We start from the raw sequence: 18,055 nt of genomic DNA on the forward strand, positions 1-18,055 counted from the left end.
TTCATTAACAAGGAGTTGTGATATGCAATCGCGCCACTTGAAGTTGCTCGCCGCCGCTACGTTGACCGCCTGGTCCCTGAGTGCGGGACTGGCACAGGCCGCTGGTGTACTCACCATCGGCTGCCGTGAAGACAGCACCACGTTCGACCCGATCAAAAGCGCACAGAACCGCGACACCTGGGTGTTCGCCAACGTCTACGACACCCTGGTGCGCGTGGACAACCTGGGGACCAAGATGGAACCGGGCCTGGCCGAAAGCTGGGACATTTCCAAGGACGGCCTGACGTACACCTTCAAGCTGCGTGATGCCAAGTTCTCCGATGGCTCGCCGATCACCGCTGACGATGCGGCGTTCAGCCTGTTGCGCATCCGCGACAACAAGGCCTCGCTGTGGGCCGACCCGTTCAACCTGATCAACACCGCCAAGGCATCGGACCCGAAGACCCTGGTGGTCACGCTGAAGACCCCGGCCGTCGCCTTCCTCTCGCAACTGGCGTCGCCGACGGTGTCGATCCTGTCGGAAAAAGCCATGACCAAGATGGGCGAAGACGCCTACTCGGAAAACCCGGTGACCTCCGGCGCATTTACGGTGGAAGAATGGCGCAAGGGCGATCGCGTCATCCTCAAGAAGAACCCGAACTTCTGGCAGGCCAAGCAGGTGAGCCTGGATGGCGTGGAGTGGGTGTCGGTCACCGATGACAATACGCGCATGCGCATGGTGCAGAACAACGAGCTGGACACCGCAATCTTCGTACCTTTCTCACGGGTTGAAGAGCTGAAGAAAGACAAGAACGTGGTGATCCACGCCGACCCGTCCACCCGTGAAGATCACCTGCTGATCAACCACGCACATGGGCTGCTGGCCAAGCCGGAAGTTCGCCAGGCGCTGGACATGGCCATCGATAAACAATCGCTGGTCAAGACCGCCACTTACGGCCAGGGCACCGTGGCGTATTCCTACATCCCGAAAGGCTCGCTGTACCACTACGCCAACAACCTGCAACGCCCGTATGACCCGACCGCCGCCAAGAAGCTGCTGGAACAGGCCGGCGCCAAGGACTTGAAACTCAACTACGTGGTCAACGCCGGCAACGAGGCCGACGAGCAGATCGCGGTGATCATCAAGGACCAACTGGCCAAGGTCGGCGTGACCGCCAACCTGCAAAAGGTCGACCCGACCCAGAGCTGGCAGATGCTGGTGGACGGTGAGTACGATATTTCGGTGATGTACTGGACCAACGACATCCTCGACCCGGACCAGAAGACCACCTTCGTGCTGGGCCACGACACCAACCAGAACTACATGACCCGCTACAAGAACGACAAGGTCAAGGACCTGGTGGCCGCCGCACGGATCGAGGCCGACCCGGCCAAGCGTGAGCAAATGTATGTCGAGCTGCAGAAACTGGCGAAACAGGACGTTAACTGGATCGACTTGTATTACAGCCCGTACATCAACATCTCACGCAAGAATGTGAGCAACTTCCTGCAAAACCCGCTGGGGCGTTTCACCCTTGAGGAAGTGGTGAAAAACTAACATTTCAATCAAATGTGGGAGCTGGCTCGCGAAGGCGGTCTGTAGTGAGCGGGCTTGCCCCGCGCTGGGTGGCGAAGCCGCCCCAAACCAGGCGACTCGGTTCCGCCCGGAGGTTGGCGGTGTCTTTATTGGGGCGGCTTCGCAGCCCAACGCGGGCGGTGCGACGATTCGACAAGCCCGCTCACTACACTGCTATCGCAGGCAAGCCAGCTCCCACATTTTTGGTTCTGCGGTGTGTCAGGGGTTACTGCGCATCGAACGCCTGGCCATTGATGCCAGTACTGTCCGGCCCCATCAGGTACAAATACACCGGCATGATTTCCTCCGGCGCCGGCCGTTCCATCGGGTTTTCCCCCGGATACGCCTGGGCCCGCATGCTGGTGCGTGTGCCGCCGGGGTTGATGCTGTTGGCGCGCACCGCCGCCACGTCTTCGAGCTCATCGGCCAGGGTCTGCATCAGGCCTTCGGTAGCGAACTTCGACACCCCGTAAGCCCCCCAATACGCCCGGCCCTTGCGCCCGACGCTGCTGGAGGTGAATACCACCGACGCGTCCTTCGACAGCTTGAGCAGCGGCAGCAAGGTGCTGGTCAGCATGAACATGGCGTTGACGTTCACGTGCATCACGCGCATGAAGTTTTCGCCGGACAACTGCTCGATCGGCGTGCGCGGGCCGATGATCGAGGCGTTGTGCAGCAGGCCGTCGAGGTGGCCGAATTCTTTCTCGATCATCGCCGCCAGCTCATCGTATTGATGGGGCAGGGCGGTCTCCAGGTTGAACGGAATCACCACCGGTTGCGGCTGGCCCGCGGCTTCGATCTGGTCATACACCTGGGCCAGGTTGGCTTCGGTCTTGCCCAGCAACAGCACCGTCGCGCCATGCGCGGCGTAGGTTTTCGCCGCCGCCGCGCCAATCCCGCGCCCGGCGCCGGTCACCAGGATCACCCGGCCTTTGAGCAGATCTGGAGGTGCGCAGTAATCAAACATAAATAGCCTCGACAAAATTCACAGTGGAACAGCCCTCAGTGTGGAATCCAATTCCTGTGGGAGCCCCACATTTTGATCTTCATTAATCAGTGAGGGCGGTGGCCCATCAGCAACTGCACAGCGCGTTATCCAGCACCTTGCGCAGTTCCAACGGGTGATCCACCACCACGTCGGCGCCCCAGTGACGCGGGTTGTCGTCCGGGTGGATATAGCCGTAAGTCACCGCCGCCGTGCGCGTCCCGGCGTCGCGGCCGGACTCGATATCACGCAGGTCATCCCCCACGAACAGTACGCTGGCAGGGTCCAGGTTGAGCATCTTGCACGCCAGGATCATCGGCTCCGGGTCCGGCTTGCTGTTTTTCACATGGTCCGGGCAAATCAGCACGGCAGAGCGCTCGGCCAGGCCCAGTTGCTGCATGATCGGTTCGGCAAACCGCAGCGGCTTGTTGGTGACTACGCCCCAGATCAGGTTGGCTTTCTCGATGTCTTCGAGCAGTTCGGCCATCCCGTCGAAGAGCCGGCTGTGGACCGCGCAGCCCTTGAGGTAGCGCTCGAGGAATTCCTGGCGCAGTTCTTCAAAACCCGGAGATTCCGGGTCCATCGAGAAAGTCACCGCAACCATTGCCCGTGCACCGCCGGAGATTTCATCGCGGATGTGCTGGTCGTTGACCGGCGGCAGGCCGCGATCGGCACGCATCGCCTGGCAGATGGCGATAAAGTCCGGCGCGGTGTCCAGCAGGGTACCGTCCATGTCGAAGATAACCGCTCGCAACTTCACGGGCTTACTCCTCGCGCAGGGTCTGGATCATGTAGTTGACGTCAACGTCGCTGGCCAGCTTGTAGTGCTTGGTCAGCGGGTTGTAGGTCAAACCGATGATGTCCTTGACGGTCAGCCCGGCCTGGCGGCTCCAGGCGCCCAGCTCGGACGGGCGGATGAATTTCTTGAAGTCATGGGTGCCGCGCGGCAGCAGCTTCATGATGTATTCGGCGCCGATGATCGCGAACAGGTAGGCCTTGGGGTTGCGGTTGATAGTGGAGAAGAACACCTGGCCGCCCGGCTTGACCATTCGGAAGCACGCACGGATCACCGAAGACGGGTCCGGCACGTGCTCCAGCATCTCAAGGCAGGTAACCACGTCGAACTGCCCGGGCATCTCTTCAGCCAGGGCTTCGGCGGTGATCTGGCGGTATTCCACGCTCACGCCGGATTCCAGCTGGTGCAAGCGAGCCACGGCCAACGGGGCTTCACCCATGTCAATGCCCATCACGGTGGCGCCGCGCAGGGCCATGGCTTCGCTGAGGATGCCGCCGCCGCACCCCACGTCCAGCACGTTCTTGCCGGCCAGGTTGACGCGTTCGTCAATCCAGTTCACCCGCAACGGGTTGATGTCGTGCAGGGGCTTGAACTCGCTTTCGCGGTCCCACCAGCGGTGGGCCAGGGCTTCGAACTTGGCGATTTCGGCGTGGTCGACGTTGCTCATGGTGAATCCTCTAAAGCTGATAATTCGGTTTATTCGCTGTGCCCGCTGATGCGTTGTCCCCAGGCAATGGCCGTGGCGGTCAACTGTGCTTCATCCATGCGGGTCAATCGTCGGTCGTCGAGCAATTGCTTGCCGGCGACCCAAAGGTGTTTCACGCAATCGCGACCGGTGGCATAGATAAGCTGCGAGACCGGATCATAGATCGGTTGTTGCGCCAGCCCCGACAGATCGAAGGCGACGATATCCGCGGCCTTGCCGACTTCCAGCGAGCCGATCTCGCCTTCCAGGCCCATGGCCCGCGCGCCATTGAGCGTCGCCATGCGCAGCGCGCGATGGGCGTCCAGCGCCGTGGCCGAGCCTGCAACGGCCTTGGCCAGCATCGCGGCGGTGCGGGTTTCGCCCAGCAGGTCGAGGTCGTTGTTGCTGGCGGCGCCGTCGGTGCCTATAGCCACATTGACGCCAGCCTGCCACAGGCGTTCAACCGGGCAGAAGCCGCTGGCCAATTTAAGGTTCGATTCCGGGCAATGGATGACGCTGGTGTTGCTTTCTACCAGCAAAGCCAGGTCATCCTCGCTGATTTGGGTCATATGAACGGCTTGGAGGCGCGGGCCCAGCAGGCCCAGGCGTCCCAGGCGCGCCAGTGGGCGCTCGCCGGTCTGCTCGACGGCTTGCTGCACTTCGAAGGCGGTTTCATGCACGTGCATATGGATCGCGGCGTCCAGCTCTTCGGCGATCACCCGGATTTTCTCCAGGTTGGCGTCGCACACCGTGTAGGGCGCGTGGGGGCCGAAGGTGATCTTGATGCGCGAGTGGTGCTTGAGGTCGCCGAACAGCTCGATGCCTTGGCGGATCGCCTCATCGGCACTGCCGGCGCCGGGAATCGGGAAGTCGAGGATCGGAATCGCGATCTGCGCGCGGATACCGCTGTTGTGCACGCAGTCGCTGGCGACCTTGGGGTAGAAGTACATGTCCGAGAAGCAGGTGATGCCGCCCTTGAGCTGTTCGGCGATGGCCAGGTCGGTGCCGTCGCGCACGAAGGCTTCATCGACCCATTTGGCCTCGGCGGGCCAGATGTGTTTTTCCAGCCAGGTCATCAGCGGCAAATCGTCGGCCAGGCCGCGAAACAGGCTCATCGCCGCGTGCCCGTGGGCGTTGACCAGGCCGGGGCTGAGCAGCATGCCGGGCAGTTCGCGTACCTCAACGGCCGAAAGCTTCAAGGCCGCGGCCCGTGGCCCGATAAAGGCGATGCGCCCGTCGCGGATGCCCAGGCCATGTTCCTTGAGCACCACGCCGGCGGGTTCGACAGGTACCAGCCAGGTTGGCAGCAACAATAAGTCGAGCGGGGCGGCAGTGGCAGTCATCGCGGGCTTCTTCCCAGGCAGCTATAAAAGAAGAGCGAAGTATACCCGAGCGTCCTGGCTGGCGGATCGCTATAATCGGCGGCTTTGTTCATGAGTGCGGAGTAAGGGATGCGCGATCGACTGTTGGCAGCGGAGAAAGTGAAAGCCATCGATTGGCGTGATGGCGCGCTGTATCTGCTCGATCAGCGTGCCTTGCCGTCGCGCGAAAGCTGGGTGGCCTGCGTGACGGTCGACGAGGTGGCCGCCGCGATCCGTTCGATGGTGGTGCGCGGTGCGCCGGCCATCGGCATCAGCGCTGCGTATGGCCTGGTGCTGGCCGCTCGCGAACGCATTGCCGAAGGCGGTGACTGGCAGGCCGCATGGGAAGAAGACTACGCATTGCTGGCCGATACACGACCGACCGCGTCGAACCTGTTCTGGGCACTGAAGCGCATGCGCGACCGCCTGGACCGCGTCAAGAAGCACGCCGATCCGCTGGCGGTGCTGGAAGCCGAGGCGATTGCGATCCACGAGAGTGATCGCGAAGCCAACCTCACCATGGCCCAACTGGGTGTCGAGCTGATCCGCAAGCACCAGGGCAATGCCCAGGCGATCCTCACCCACGGCAATGCCGGCGCCCTGGCGACCGGCGGTGTCGGCACGGCCCTCGGGGTGATCCGCGCGGCCTACCTGGAAGGCATGGTCGAACAGGTGTATGCCAATGAAACCCGGCCCTGGCTGCAAGGCTCGCGCCTGACCGCCTGGGAGCTGGCGGGCGACGGCATCCCGGTGACGGTAAATGCCGACTCGGCCGGTGCGCATATCCTCAAGACCAAGGGTGTGACCTGGGTGATCGTCGGCGCCGACTGCATTGCCGCCAATGGTGATGTGATCGGCAAGATCGGCACCTATCAACTGGCGGTGTGCGCCATGCACCACGGCGTGCGGTTCATGGTGGTGGCGCCGAGTTCGACCCTGGACCTGATGATGGCCACTGGCGATGATGTTGCCCTGGAAGAGCGCGATGCCGGCGAGCTGCTGGAAGTCGCCGGCCAGCGTTTCGCGGCGGATGTGAGTGCGTACAACCCGGTATTCGACGTGACGCCGGCGGATCTGATCGATGTGATCGTGACGGAGAAGGGCGTTGTCGAGCGGCCGGATACGGCCAAGCTGGCCAAATTGATGTGCCGTAAGCGGTTGCATTGAGATCCCTGGCGCCTGTCAGATTGCTATCGCAGGCAAGCCAGCTCCCACACTGATTGTGTTCACAAATCAAAATGTGGGAGCGGGCTTGCCCGCGATTGGCCCTCAAAGTCAATAAACCCCTCGGATCCACCCTCCAAAAACAGCACCACCCCACCTCTGAGCCCCTCTCGTCCCTCTCAAGCCTGTCACCGGTCAAATTACTAGCCTCCATGCGCATCAGGGGGATAGGTGCGTGGCGGCGATTGTGATAACATCCGGCGGTTTCCAGGGCCACCCCGAGGGGTGGCCTATAACGTGCAGATCCGTGTCATAACTCGTTGATTTGTCGTAAGTCGTTGTCAGGCACTCTGCCGGCAACGGCGAGCTTCGTTCGTCCCGAATGGATGTGACGAGGTTTCACCCGAAAAAGGAATCAGGCTTCTCATGGGCGAACTGGCCAAAGAAATCCTCCCGGTCAATATCGAAGACGAGCTGAAACAGTCCTACCTCGACTACGCGATGAGCGTCATCGTCGGTCGGGCACTGCCTGATGCGCGCGACGGCTTGAAGCCCGTGCACCGGCGTGTACTGTTCGCGATGAGCGAGCTGGGTAACGACTGGAACAAGCCGTACAAGAAATCTGCCCGTGTTGTCGGTGACGTGATCGGTAAGTATCACCCTCACGGCGACACTGCGGTGTACGACACCATCGTTCGGATGGCCCAGCCGTTTTCCCTGCGCTACTTGCTGGTAGACGGCCAGGGCAACTTCGGTTCGGTCGACGGCGACAACGCCGCGGCCATGCGATACACCGAAGTGCGCATGACCAAGCTGGCGCACGAGCTGCTGGCCGACCTGCACAAAGAAACCGTGGACTGGGTGCCGAACTACGACGGCACCGAAATGATCCCGGCCGTCATGCCCACCCGTATTCCCAACCTGCTGGTCAACGGTTCCAGCGGTATCGCCGTGGGCATGGCGACCAACATCCCGCCGCACAACCTCGGTGAAGTCATCGACGGTTGCCTGGCCCTCATCGACAACCCCGAGCTGACCGTCGATGAGCTGATGCAGTACATCCCCGGCCCGGACTTCCCGACCGCCGCGATCATCAACGGCCGCGCCGGCATCATCGAAGCCTACCGCACCGGTCGCGGCCGCATCTATATGCGCGCCCGCTCGATGATCGAAGACATCGACAAGGTCGGTGGCCGCCAGCAGATCGTCATCACCGAACTCCCTTACCAGTTGAACAAGGCGCGTCTGATCGAGAAGATCGCCGAGCTGGTTAAAGAGAAGAAGCTCGAAGGCATCACCGAACTGCGCGACGAGTCCGACAAAGACGGTATGCGCGTGGTGATCGAGCTGCGTCGTGGCGAAGTGCCCGAGGTGATCCTCAACAACCTCTACGCCCAGACCCAGCTGCAAAGCGTGTTTGGTATCAACGTGGTTGCCCTGATCGACGGCCGCCCACGCATCCTGAACCTCAAGGATCTGCTGGAAGCCTTCGTGCGTCACCGCCGCGAAGTGGTCACCCGCCGTACCGTGTTCGAACTGCGCAAGGCCCGCGAGCGCGGCCACATCCTGGAAGGCCAGGCGGTTGCGCTGTCGAACATCGACCCGGTGATCGCCCTGATCAAGGCTTCGCCGACGCCGTCGGAAGCTAAAGAAGCGCTGATCAAGATGCCGTGGGAATCCAGCGCCGTAGTGGCGATGGTTGAACGCGCCGGCGCCGATTCCTGCCGCCCCGAGACCCTGGACCCGCAATACGGCCTGCGTGAAGGCAAGTATTTCCTGTCGCCGGAACAGGCCCAGGCCATCCTGGAACTGCGCCTGCACCGCCTCACCGGCCTGGAGCACGAGAAGCTGCTGGCCGAGTACCAGGAGATCCTCAACCAGATCGGCGAGCTGATCCGCATCCTCAACAGCGCCGTGCGCCTGATGGAAGTGATCCGCGAAGAACTGGAAGTGATCCGCGCCGAATACGGCGACGTGCGCCGCACCGAGATCCTCGATGCGCGCCTCGACCTGACCCTGGGCGACATGATCCCGGAAGAAGAGCGCGTGGTGACCATCTCCCATGGTGGCTACGCCAAGACCCAGCCGCTGGCTGCGTACCAGGCCCAGCGTCGTGGTGGTAAAGGTAAATCGGCTACCGGCGTGAAGGACGAGGACTACATCGCTCACCTGCTGGTCGCCAACAGCCACACCACGCTGCTGCTGTTCTCCAGCAAGGGCAAGGTGTACTGGCTCAAGACCTACGAAATTCCGGAAGCGTCCCGCGCCGCCCGTGGTCGCCCACTGGTCAACCTGCTGCCGCTGGACAGTGATGAATACATCACCACCATGCTGCCAGTGGACGAATACACCGAAGGTCACTTCATCTTCATGGCCACCGCCAAGGGCACCGTGAAGAAGACCCCGCTGGAATCCTTCAGCCGTCAACGCAGCGTGGGCCTGATCGCCCTCGAGCTGGATGAAGGCGACGTACTGATCTCCGCTGCGATCACCGATGGCGAGCGTGAAGTCATGCTGTTCTCCGACGGCGGCAAGGTCACGCGCTTCAAGGAATCCGACGTTCGCGCCATGGGCCGTACCGCCCGCGGTGTGCGCGGCATGCGCCTGCCGGAAGGGCAGAAGCTGATTTCGATGCTGATCCCGGAAGAAGGCAGCCAGATCCTCACCGCGTCCGAGCGTGGTTATGGCAAACGCACGGCCATCAGCGAGTTCCCGGAGTACAAGCGTGGCGGCCAGGGCGTGATCGCCATGGTCAGCAACGACCGCAACGGCCGTCTGGTCGGCGCGGTCCAGGTGCTCGACGGCGAGGAAATCATGCTGATTTCCGACCAGGGCACCCTGGTGCGTACCCGTGTCGCCGAAGTGTCGAGCCTGGGCCGTAACACCCAGGGCGTAACCTTGATCAAGCTGGCCAAGGACGAAAAACTGGTGGGCCTGGAGCGTGTGCAGGAACCCTCGGAAGTCGAAGGCGAAGAGCTCGAAGGTGAAGACTTTGAAGGCGAGGTGATCGCAACCGGCGATGACAACGTCGACGAGCCAACCCTCGATGCAGCCGCAGACGAAGAAGAACCGCAGGAATAAGCGGACACACAGGGGGCGGATGAAGATTCGCCCCCTTGTTGTTTGTCCCGTATGAAACATGTCCTTGGTCTGGCTCCGATCCCTGTGGGAGCTGGCTTGCCTGCGATAGCATCACCGCGGTATTACTGGAACTACCGCGGTGCCTGTATCGCAGGCAAGCCAGCTCCCACGAGGGTTCGCTCCAGCGAAAGGGTGTTGTGGAACATGATTGCAGCCCCACCAAATCAAAGTGAGATTGGATGTGAGCAAGAGAGCCTATAACTTCTGTGCCGGTCCCGCGGCGCTTCCTGAAGCAGTCCTGCAGCGCGCGCAGGGTGAACTCCTCGACTGGCATGGAAAAGGCCTCTCCGTGATGGAAATGAGCCATCGCAGTGATGAGTTCGTGTCCATCGCCACCAAGGCCGAGCAGGACCTGCGCGACTTGCTGGGCATCCCGTCCAACTACAAAGTGCTGTTCCTGCAGGGCGGCGCCAGCCAGCAGTTTGCGCAGATTCCGCTGAACCTGCTGCCCGAGAGCGGCACGGCCGACTACATCGACACCGGTATCTGGGGGCAGAAGGCCATTGAAGAGGCCTCGCGTTACGGCCATATCAATGTGGCGGGCACCGCCAAGCCTTACGACTACTTCGCGATTCCCGGCCAGAACGAGTGGAAGCTGTCCAAGGACGCGGCCTACGTGCACTACGTCGCGAACGAAACCATCGGCGGCCTGCAATTCGACTGGGTGCCGCAAGTGGGCGACGTCCCGCTGGTGTGCGACATGTCCTCGGACATCCTGTCGCGCCCGATCGACGTGTCCAAGTACGGCATGATCTACGCCGGCGCACAGAAGAACATCGGCCCGAGCGGCATCCTGGTCAGCATCATCCGTGAAGACCTGCTCGGCCGCGCCCGTTCGCTGTGCCCCACCATGCTCAACTACAAGGTCGCGGCCGATAACGGCTCGATGTACAACACCCCGCCGGCATTCGCCTGGTACCTGTCCGGCCTGGTGTTCGAATGGCTGAAAGAGCAGGGCGGTGTCGCCGCCATGGGCAAGCTCAACGAAGTGAAGAAGCGCACCCTGTACGACTTCATCGACGCCAGCGGCCTGTACAGCAACCCGATCAACCTCAGCGACCGCTCGTGGATGAACGTGCCGTTCCGCCTGGCGGACGACCGTCTCGACAAGCCGTTCCTGGCCGGCGCCGACGAGCGCGGCTTGCTGAACCTTAAGGGTCACCGTTCGGTCGGTGGCATGCGCGCCTCCATCTATAACGCTGTCGACATCCACGCCATCAACGCGTTGGTGGCTTACATGGCAGAGTTCGAAAAGGAACACGGCTAATGTCCGAACAAGAACTCAAGGCCCTGCGCGTACGCATTGACAGCCTGGACGAGAAAGTCCTTGAGCTGATCAGTGAGCGCGCGCGGTGCGCCCAAGAAGTGGCACGCGTGAAAATGGCTTCCCTGGCCGAAGGCGAAGTGCCGGTGTTCTACCGTCCCGAGCGTGAAGCCCAGGTGCTCAAGCGCGTGATGGAGCGCAACAAGGGCCCGCTGGGCAACGAAGAGATGGCGCGGTTGTTCCGCGAAATCATGTCGTCGTGCCTCGCGCTGGAGCAGCCGCTGAAAGTGGCGTACCTCGGCCCCGAAGGCACCTTCACTCAAGCGGCGGCCATGAAGCACTTCGGCCACGCGGTGATCAGCAAGCCGATGGCCGCCATCGACGAAGTCTTTCGTGAAGTGGCGGCCGGCGCGGTGAATTTTGGCGTGGTGCCGGTGGAAAACTCCACCGAAGGCGCGGTCAACCACACGCTGGACAGCTTCCTGGAACACGACATGGTGATTTGCGGCGAAGTCGAGCTGCGTATCCACCACCACCTGCTGGTGGGCGAGAACACCAAGACCGACAGCATCAGCCGCATCTACTCCCACGCGCAGTCATTGGCCCAGTGCCGCAAGTGGCTGGACGCGCATTACCCGAATGTCGAGCGCGTGGCGGTGTCCAGCAACGCCGAGGCGGCCAAGCGGGTCAAGGGTGAATGGAACTCGGCGGCCATCGCCGGGGACATGGCGGCGGGCCTGTATGGCCTGACGCGCCTGGCGGAAAAAATCGAGGACCGCCCGGACAACTCCACGCGCTTTTTGATGATCGGCAGCCAGGAAGTGCCGCCGACCGGCGACGACAAGACCTCGATCATCGTCTCCATGAGCAACAAGCCCGGCGCGCTGCATGAGCTGCTGGTGCCGTTCCACGACAATGGGATTGACCTGACGCGCATCGAGACCCGTCCTTCGCGCAGCGGTAAATGGACCTACGTGTTCTTTATCGACTTCATCGGCCATCACCGCGACCCGCTGGTCAAGGGCGTGCTCGAGAAAATCAGTCAGGAAGCCGTGGCACTCAAGGTGCTGGGCTCTTACCCGAAAGCGGTTTTGTGAGGCTTTAACATGAGTGGCAACTTCCTCGCCCTGGCGCAGCCGGGCGTGCAACAACTGTCGCCTTACGTTCCGGGCAAGCCTGTGGACGAGCTGGCGCGTGAGTTGAATCTGGATCCGGCGAAGATCGTCAAGCTGGCGAGTAACGAGAACCCGCTGGGCCCGAGCCCTAAAGTATTGGCGGCGATCCATGCAGAGCTGGCCGAGCTGACGCGCTACCCCGATGGCAACGGTTTTGCCCTCAAGTCGCTGTTGGCGCAGAAGTGCCGGGTCGAGCTGAACCAGGTGACCCTGGGCAACGGTTCCAACGACATCCTTGAGCTGGTCGGCCGTGCCTACCTGGCGCCGGGCTTGAACGCGGTGTTCAGCGAGCACGCGTTTGCGGTCTATCCGATCGTGACCCAGGCCGTCGGCGCCGATGCGCGCGTCATTCCCGCGAAGGACTGGGGCCACGACCTGCCGGCGATGCTGGCGGCCATCGACGCACAGACCCGCGTGGTGTTCATCGCCAACCCGAACAACCCGACCGGGACCTGGTTCGACGCGCAGGCGCTGGACGACTTCCTGCAGGACGTGCCGGAGCATGTGCTGGTGGTGCTGGACGAAGCCTACATCGAGTACGCCGAAGGCAGCGACCTGCCGGACGGCCTGGATTTCCTGGCGGCTTACCCGAACCTGCTGGTCTCGCGCACCTTTTCCAAGGCTTACGGCCTGGCGTCGCTGCGGGTCGGCTACGGCCTGTCCACCGCCATTGTCGCCGATGTGCTGAACCGCGTACGCCAACCGTTCAACGTCAACAGCCTCGCCCTGGCGGCGGCCTGTGCGGCGGTGAAAGATGCCGAGTACCTGGAAGAAGGCCGCCGCATCAACGAAAGCGGCATGCTGCAGTTGCAGGAAGGCTTCCGTGAGTTGGGCCTGGATTGGATTCCGTCCAAGGGCAACTTCATCTGCGTCGACCTTGGCCAGGTGGCCGCCCCGGTATTCCAGGGGCTGCTGCGCGAAGGCGTGATCGTGCGCCCGGTGGCCAACTATGGTATGCCGAACCACCTGCGAATCACCATCGGCCTGCCGGGTGAAAACAGCCGCTTCCTGGAGGCGCTGGCCAAGGTTCTGGCTCGTGGTTGATGTCACTGCATTGCAACCTGCTGTGCCTATGATCGGTCGCCTGGTGGTGGTCGGCCTGGGGTTGATCGGCGGCTCCTTCGCCAAAGGCCTGCGCGAGAGCGGGCTGTGCGGCGAAGTGGTCGGCGTGGACCTGGACCCGCGCTCGCGCGCGTTGGCGGTTGAGCTGGGCGTGGTGGATCGCTGTGAAGCGGACCTGGCGCGTGCGTGCCAGGGCGCCGACGTGATCCAGCTTGCCGTGCCGATCCTGGCCATGGAGAAATTGCTCGCCGTACTGGCCGGCATGGATCTGGGCCAGGCGATCCTCACGGACGTCGGCAGTGCCAAGGGTAATGTGGTGCGTGCGGCGCAACAGGCCTTTGGCGGCATGCCGGCGCGGTTCGTGCCGGGCCATCCGATTGCCGGTTCCGAGCAGAGCGGGGTGGAGGCGTCCAATGCGCAGCTGTTCCGTCGCCACAAGGTCATCCTCACGCCGCTGGCGCAAACCGACCCGGCTGCGCTGGCGGTGGTGGATCGCCTGTGGCGTGAGCTGGGCGCGGATGTCGAACATATGCAGGTCGAGCGCCACGACGAAGTGCTGGCAGCGACCAGCCACCTGCCGCATTTGCTGGCGTTTGGCCTGGTGGATTCGTTGGCCAAGCGCAACGAGAACCTTGAGATTTTCCGTTATGCCGCCGGTGGCTTCCGCGATTTCACGCGGATCGCCGGCAGCGACCCGGTGATGTGGCACGACATCTTCCTCGCCAATCGCGAAGCGGTGTTGCGCACCCTGGACACCTTTCGCAGCGACCTCGACGCCTTGCGCGACGCGGTCGATGCCGGAGATGGCCATCAATTATTGGGCGTGTTCACCCGAGCGCGGGTGGCGCGTGAACATTTCAGCAAGATCCTGGCACGCCGGGCCTATATGGAAACCGCTGTGAACGCCGATGACCTGACCTTCCTCGCCAACCCGGGCGGCCGCTTGAGCGGGCGCATCCGGGTGCCGGGCGACAAGTCGATCTCCCATCGGTCGATCATGCTTGGTTCGTTGGCCGACGGCGTGACCGAAGTCGAAGGTTTCCTTGAGGGCGAAGACGCCTTGGCCACCTTGCAGGCGTTCCGCGACATGGGCGTGGTGATCGAAGGCCCGCACCATGGGCGCGTGACCATCCATGGCGTAGGGTTGTATGGCTTGAAGGCGGCGCCGGGGCCGATCTACCTGGGTAATTCCGGCACCTCCATGCGCTTGCTGTCTGGCCTGTTGGCGGCGCAGGGTTTCGACAGCGTGTTGACTGGCGATGCCTCCTTGTCGAAGCGCCCGATGAATCGCGTGGCCAAGCCGCTGCGGGACATGGGCGCGGTGATCGAGACCGGGCCGGACGGGCGTCCGCCGCTGACCATCCGCGGTGGCCAGTCGTTGAAAGGCCTGGCTTACGCGATGCCGATGGCCAGCGCCCAAGTCAAATCCAGCCTGTTGCTGGCGGGGCTCTACGCCGAAGGCAAGACATCGGTGACCGAGCCTGCACCAACCCGCGACCATACCGAGCGCATGTTGCGCGGCTTCGGCTACCCGGTGGCGGTGGAGGGCGCGACGGCTTCGCTGGAGTCGGGCCATGCATTGACGGCGACCCATATAGAAGTGCCGGGGGATATTTCCTCGGCGGCGTTCTTCCTGGTGGCGGCTTCGATTGCCGAGGGTTCCGAGCTGTTGCTGGAGCATGTGGGTGTCAACCCGACACGAACCGGGGTGATCGACATCCTGCGGCTGATGGGCGCGGATATCACCCTGCAAAACCCGCGCGAAGTCGGCGGCGAACCCGTGGCAGACCTGCGCGTGCGAGCGGCGGCATTGAAAGGTATCGAGATTCCCGAGGCCCTGGTGCCGCTGGCCATCGATGAGTTCCCGGTGCTGTTCGTCGCGGCGGCCTGCGCCGAAGGCCGCACCGTATTGCGCGGGGCTCAAGAGCTGCGCGTGAAGGAATCCGACCGTATCCAGGTGATGGCCGATGGTCTGCTGGCATTGGGGGTCAAGTGTGAACCGACGCCCGATGGGATTATCATTGACGGCGGCCAGATGGGCGGGGGTGACGTGCATGCCCAGGGTGATCACCGGATCGCCATGGCTTTCAGCGTGGCTTCCCTACGGGCTGCGGCGCCGATTCGTATCCATGACTGTGCCAATGTTGCTACGTCTTTTCCGAATTTTCTTACACTGTGTGCCCAAGTCGGCATCCGTGTTGCCCAAGAGGCTCAATTGTGAATATCAAAGCACCGGTGATTACCATCGACGGGCCAAGCGGCTCGGGCAAAGGCACGATCGCGGGAATCCTGGCCAAGCGCCTGGGCTGGTGCCTGCTGGATTCCGGCGCGCTGTACCGTTTGCTGGCGTTCGCGGCGCGTAACCACGGCGTCGACCTGACCAACGAAGAATCCCTGAAGCTGCTGGCGGCGCACCTCGACGTGCAGTTCGTTGGCGCGACGGAAGGTCATCCCCAGCGCATCATCTTGGAAGGCGACGATGTGACCGATGACCTGCGCAACGAGCAGGTCGGCTCCTGGGCCTCCCAGGTCGCCGCGCTGCCAGCGGTGCGCGATGCCTTGCTGCAACGCCAGCGCGCATTTCAGGAGCCGCCGGGCCTGGTGGCCGATGGCCGCGACATGGGCACCGTGGTGTTTCCCGAGGCGCCGCTGAAGATTTTCCTCACCGCCAGCGCCGAGGAGCGGGCGCGCCGCCGCTACTTGCAGTTGAAGGGCAAAGTCGATGGTGTTAGTCTGTCGAGTCTGCTAGATGAGATCCGTGCGCGCGATGAGCGTGATACCCAGCGCGCAGTAGCCCCGCTCAAGCCGGCGGCTGATGCCATACAGCTGGATTCCACGGAGTTGTCCATCGAGCAGGTGCTGGAACGCATCATGAGCGAGATCGCCATTCGCGATATCGCCGGGTGACCAAGAAGGCCGCAGGGGACCAGTCATAGTCCTGTGGCGCTTCTTTTAATTGAAACTGACCCACACCGTCTGGGGTGTGGAGATGGGCGTATTCTCCGCCCTTATCAACAGGAATTAAAATGAGCGAAAGCTTTGCGGAACTCTTTGAAGAAAGCCTAAAAACCCTGAACCTTCAGGCAGGCTCCATCATCACCGGTGTTATCGTTGATATCGATTACCAAGCTCGCTGGGTAACCGTTCACGCTGGTCTGAAGTCTGAAGCTCTGATCCCGCTGGAACAGTTCTACAACGATGCTGGTGATCTGACAATCAATGTCGGTGACGAAGTTCACGTTGCTCTGGACTCGGTTGAAGACGGTTTCGGTGAAACCAAGCTGTCCCGTGAAAAAGCCAAGCGCGCTGAATGCTGGATTGTTCTCGAAGCAGCCTTCGCAGCTGAAGAAGTGGTCAAGGGCGTTATCAACGGTAAGGTTAAAGGCGGCTTCACTGTCGACGTTAACGGCATCCGTGCGTTCCTGCCAGGTTCTTTGGTCGACGTTCGTCCTGTGCGCGACACCACGCACCTGGAAGGCAAGGAACTCGAATTCAAGGTCATCAAGCTCGACCAGAAGCGCAACAACGTTGTCGTTTCCCGTCGCAGCGTCCTGGAAGCAGAGAACTCCGCCGAGCGTGAAGCTCTGCTGGAATCCCTGCAGGAAGGCCAACAAGTCAAAGGTATCGTCAAGAACCTCACCGATTACGGCGCATTCGTCGATCTGGGTGGCGTCGATGGCCTGCTGCACATTACCGACATGGCTTGGAAGCGTATCAAGCATCCTTCCGAAATCGTCAACGTTGGCGACGAGATCGATGTCAAGGTTCTGAAATACGATCGCGAACGCAACCGTGTTTCCCTGGGCCTGAAGCAACTGGGTGAAGATCCATGGGTCGCTATCAAAGCCCGTTACCCAGAAAGCACCCGCGTGACCGCGCGTGTTACCAACCTGACCGACTACGGCTGCTTCGCTGAGCTGGAAGAAGGCGTTGAAGGCCTGGTACACGTTTCCGAAATGGACTGGACCAACAAGAACATCCACCCTTCGAAAGTCGTACAAGTCGGCGACGAAGTGGAAGTCATGGTTCTGGACATCGACGAAGAGCGTCGTCGTATCTCCCTGGGCATCAAGCAGTGCAAATCTAACCCATGGGAAGATTTCTCTGGCCAGTTCAACAAGGGCGATAAAATCTCCGGCACCATCAAGTCGATCACCGATTTCGGTATCTTCATTGGTCTGGACGGCGGCATCGACGGCCTGGTTCACCTGTCCGACATCTCCTGGAACGAAGTGGGCGAAGAAGCTGTTCGTCGTTTCAAGAAGGGCGACGAGCTGGACACCGTTATCCTGTCGGTTGACCCAGAGCGCGAGCGTATCTCCCTGGGTATCAAGCAACTGGAAAGCGACCCGTTCTCTGAATACGTTCAGGACAACGACAAAGGCGCAATCGTTAAGGGCATCGTGAAAGAAGTTGACGCTAAAGGCGCCATCATCACCCTGGCCGACGATATCGAAGCGACTCTGAAAGCCTCCGAAATCAGCCGTGACCGCGTTGAAGACGCGCGCAACGTACTGAAAGAAGGCCAGGAAGTAGAAGCCAAGATCATCAGCGTTGACCGCAAGAGCCGTGTAATCCAGCTCTCCATCAAGTCGAAAGACGATGCTGAAGAGAAAGAAGCCATCCAAAGCTTGAAAGACAAGCCTTCGGATAGCATCGCTGCTGGTCCTACCACTCTGGGCGACCTGTTGCGTGCACAAATGGAAAAACAGAACTAAGTTCTGTCAGACCATAAAAAAGGGCGACTTCGGTCGCCCTTTTTTGCGCCTGAAATTCGTTGAATCAACCTTGAGAACCAAGACGTATAGCTCAGTGTCAGAACTGTCTATAGTTTCAAGAAAGACGGTTCCCGTGCTGTCGCTTCAAT

At 61.6% G+C, this 18,055-nt stretch carries 13 protein-coding genes; 9 read left to right on the forward strand and 4 right to left on the reverse strand.

Going from position 1 to position 18,055, the window contains the following annotated elements:
• Positions 1 to 22 precede the first annotated feature (22 nt).
• Positions 23 to 1,537 carry an ABC transporter substrate-binding protein gene (locus tag BLL36_RS04835; protein ID WP_076950341.1) on the forward strand — a complete coding sequence of 505 codons (1,515 nt, stop codon included), beginning with the start codon at positions 23 to 25 and terminating at the stop codon, positions 1,535 to 1,537.
• 244 nt (positions 1,538 to 1,781) lie between these two features.
• On the opposite strand, the gene BLL36_RS04840 is transcribed toward BLL36_RS04835, so the two are convergent.
• From BLL36_RS04840 to BLL36_RS04855, 4 genes are all read right to left on the reverse strand, one after another.
• Positions 1,782 to 2,522, reverse strand: a complete 741-nt coding sequence (locus tag BLL36_RS04840; protein WP_076950342.1) for a YciK family oxidoreductase — start codon at positions 2,520 to 2,522, stop codon at positions 1,782 to 1,784.
• Positions 2,523 to 2,628: 106 nt separating this feature from the next.
• Positions 2,629 to 3,300 (reverse strand): N-acetylmuramic acid 6-phosphate phosphatase MupP, encoded by a 672-nt coding sequence (gene mupP, locus BLL36_RS04845; protein ID WP_076950343.1) that lies wholly within the window; start codon positions 3,298 to 3,300, stop codon positions 2,629 to 2,631.
• 4 nt (positions 3,301 to 3,304) lie between these two features.
• Positions 3,305 to 4,003 (reverse strand): bifunctional 2-polyprenyl-6-hydroxyphenol methylase/3-demethylubiquinol 3-O-methyltransferase UbiG, encoded by a 699-nt coding sequence (gene ubiG / locus BLL36_RS04850; RefSeq protein ID WP_076950344.1) that lies wholly within the window; start codon positions 4,001 to 4,003, stop codon positions 3,305 to 3,307.
• A 29-nt stretch (positions 4,004 to 4,032) separates the two neighbouring features.
• Positions 4,033 to 5,364 carry a TRZ/ATZ family hydrolase gene (locus BLL36_RS04855; RefSeq protein WP_076950345.1) on the reverse strand — a complete coding sequence of 444 codons (1,332 nt, stop codon included), beginning with the start codon at positions 5,362 to 5,364 and terminating at the stop codon, positions 4,033 to 4,035.
• Between the two features lie 108 nt (positions 5,365 to 5,472).
• Between BLL36_RS04855 and mtnA the strand changes: the two genes are divergently transcribed.
• From mtnA to rpsA, 8 genes are all read left to right on the forward strand, one after another.
• Positions 5,473 to 6,549: an S-methyl-5-thioribose-1-phosphate isomerase gene (gene mtnA / locus BLL36_RS04860; RefSeq protein WP_076950346.1), complete on the forward strand. Its 1,077-nt coding sequence runs from the start codon at positions 5,473 to 5,475 to the stop codon at positions 6,547 to 6,549.
• 423 nt (positions 6,550 to 6,972) lie between these two features.
• Positions 6,973 to 9,627 (forward strand): DNA gyrase subunit A, encoded by a 2,655-nt coding sequence (gene gyrA / locus BLL36_RS04865; protein ID WP_076950347.1) that lies wholly within the window; start codon positions 6,973 to 6,975, stop codon positions 9,625 to 9,627.
• A 241-nt stretch (positions 9,628 to 9,868) separates the two neighbouring features.
• Complete coding sequence (serC, locus tag BLL36_RS04870; RefSeq protein WP_076950509.1) at positions 9,869 to 10,954, forward strand: 3-phosphoserine/phosphohydroxythreonine transaminase; 1,086 nt, start codon at positions 9,869 to 9,871, stop codon at positions 10,952 to 10,954.
• The gene (gene pheA, locus BLL36_RS04875) at positions 10,954 to 12,048 is read left to right on the forward strand and encodes a prephenate dehydratase (protein ID WP_003172650.1); all 1,095 of its coding nucleotides are present in this window, start codon (positions 10,954 to 10,956) and stop codon (positions 12,046 to 12,048) included. The genes serC and pheA overlap by 1 nt, the downstream gene beginning before the upstream one ends.
• Before the next feature lie 9 nt (positions 12,049 to 12,057).
• The gene (gene hisC / locus BLL36_RS04880; protein WP_076950348.1) at positions 12,058 to 13,170 is read left to right on the forward strand and encodes a histidinol-phosphate transaminase; all 1,113 of its coding nucleotides are present in this window, start codon (positions 12,058 to 12,060) and stop codon (positions 13,168 to 13,170) included.
• Between the two features lie 28 nt (positions 13,171 to 13,198).
• The gene (locus BLL36_RS04885) at positions 13,199 to 15,409 is read left to right on the forward strand and encodes a bifunctional prephenate dehydrogenase/3-phosphoshikimate 1-carboxyvinyltransferase (protein ID WP_231998994.1); all 2,211 of its coding nucleotides are present in this window, start codon (positions 13,199 to 13,201) and stop codon (positions 15,407 to 15,409) included.
• A complete protein-coding gene (gene cmk, locus BLL36_RS04890; RefSeq protein WP_012722932.1) occupies positions 15,406 to 16,095 on the forward strand; it encodes a (d)CMP kinase in 690 nt (229 codons plus the stop codon). The genes BLL36_RS04885 and cmk overlap by 4 nt, the downstream gene beginning before the upstream one ends.
• 119 nt (positions 16,096 to 16,214) lie before the next feature.
• The gene (gene rpsA, locus BLL36_RS04895; RefSeq protein WP_012722933.1) at positions 16,215 to 17,906 is read left to right on the forward strand and encodes a 30S ribosomal protein S1; all 1,692 of its coding nucleotides are present in this window, start codon (positions 16,215 to 16,217) and stop codon (positions 17,904 to 17,906) included.
• The last annotated feature ends 149 nt before the right edge of the window (positions 17,907 to 18,055 follow it).

Origin of the sequence: Pseudomonas cedrina subsp. cedrina, assembly GCF_001983175.1 — a bacterium.
GTDB classification, from domain to species: domain Bacteria; phylum Pseudomonadota; class Gammaproteobacteria; order Pseudomonadales; family Pseudomonadaceae; genus Aquipseudomonas; species Aquipseudomonas cedrina.

Excerpts from the sequence above, each read along its gene's own strand:
- BLL36_RS04835 (WP_076950341.1), top strand. The coding sequence starts at position 23 with ATGCAATCGCGCCACTTGAAGTTGCTCGCCGCCGCTACGTTGACCGCC.
- BLL36_RS04840 (WP_076950342.1), bottom strand. The coding sequence starts at position 2,522 with ATGTTTGATTACTGCGCACCTCCAGATCTGCTCAAAGGCCGGGTGATC.
- ubiG (WP_076950344.1), bottom strand. The coding sequence starts at position 4,003 with ATGAGCAACGTCGACCACGCCGAAATCGCCAAGTTCGAAGCCCTGGCC.
- BLL36_RS04855 (WP_076950345.1), bottom strand. The coding sequence starts at position 5,364 with ATGACTGCCACTGCCGCCCCGCTCGACTTATTGTTGCTGCCAACCTGG.
- mtnA (WP_076950346.1), top strand. The coding sequence starts at position 5,473 with ATGCGCGATCGACTGTTGGCAGCGGAGAAAGTGAAAGCCATCGATTGG.
- gyrA (WP_076950347.1), top strand. The coding sequence starts at position 6,973 with ATGGGCGAACTGGCCAAAGAAATCCTCCCGGTCAATATCGAAGACGAG.
- pheA (WP_003172650.1), top strand. The coding sequence starts at position 10,954 with ATGTCCGAACAAGAACTCAAGGCCCTGCGCGTACGCATTGACAGCCTG.
- hisC (WP_076950348.1), top strand. The coding sequence starts at position 12,058 with ATGAGTGGCAACTTCCTCGCCCTGGCGCAGCCGGGCGTGCAACAACTG.
- BLL36_RS04885 (WP_231998994.1), top strand. The coding sequence starts at position 13,199 with ATGATCGGTCGCCTGGTGGTGGTCGGCCTGGGGTTGATCGGCGGCTCC.
- rpsA (WP_012722933.1), top strand. The coding sequence starts at position 16,215 with ATGAGCGAAAGCTTTGCGGAACTCTTTGAAGAAAGCCTAAAAACCCTG.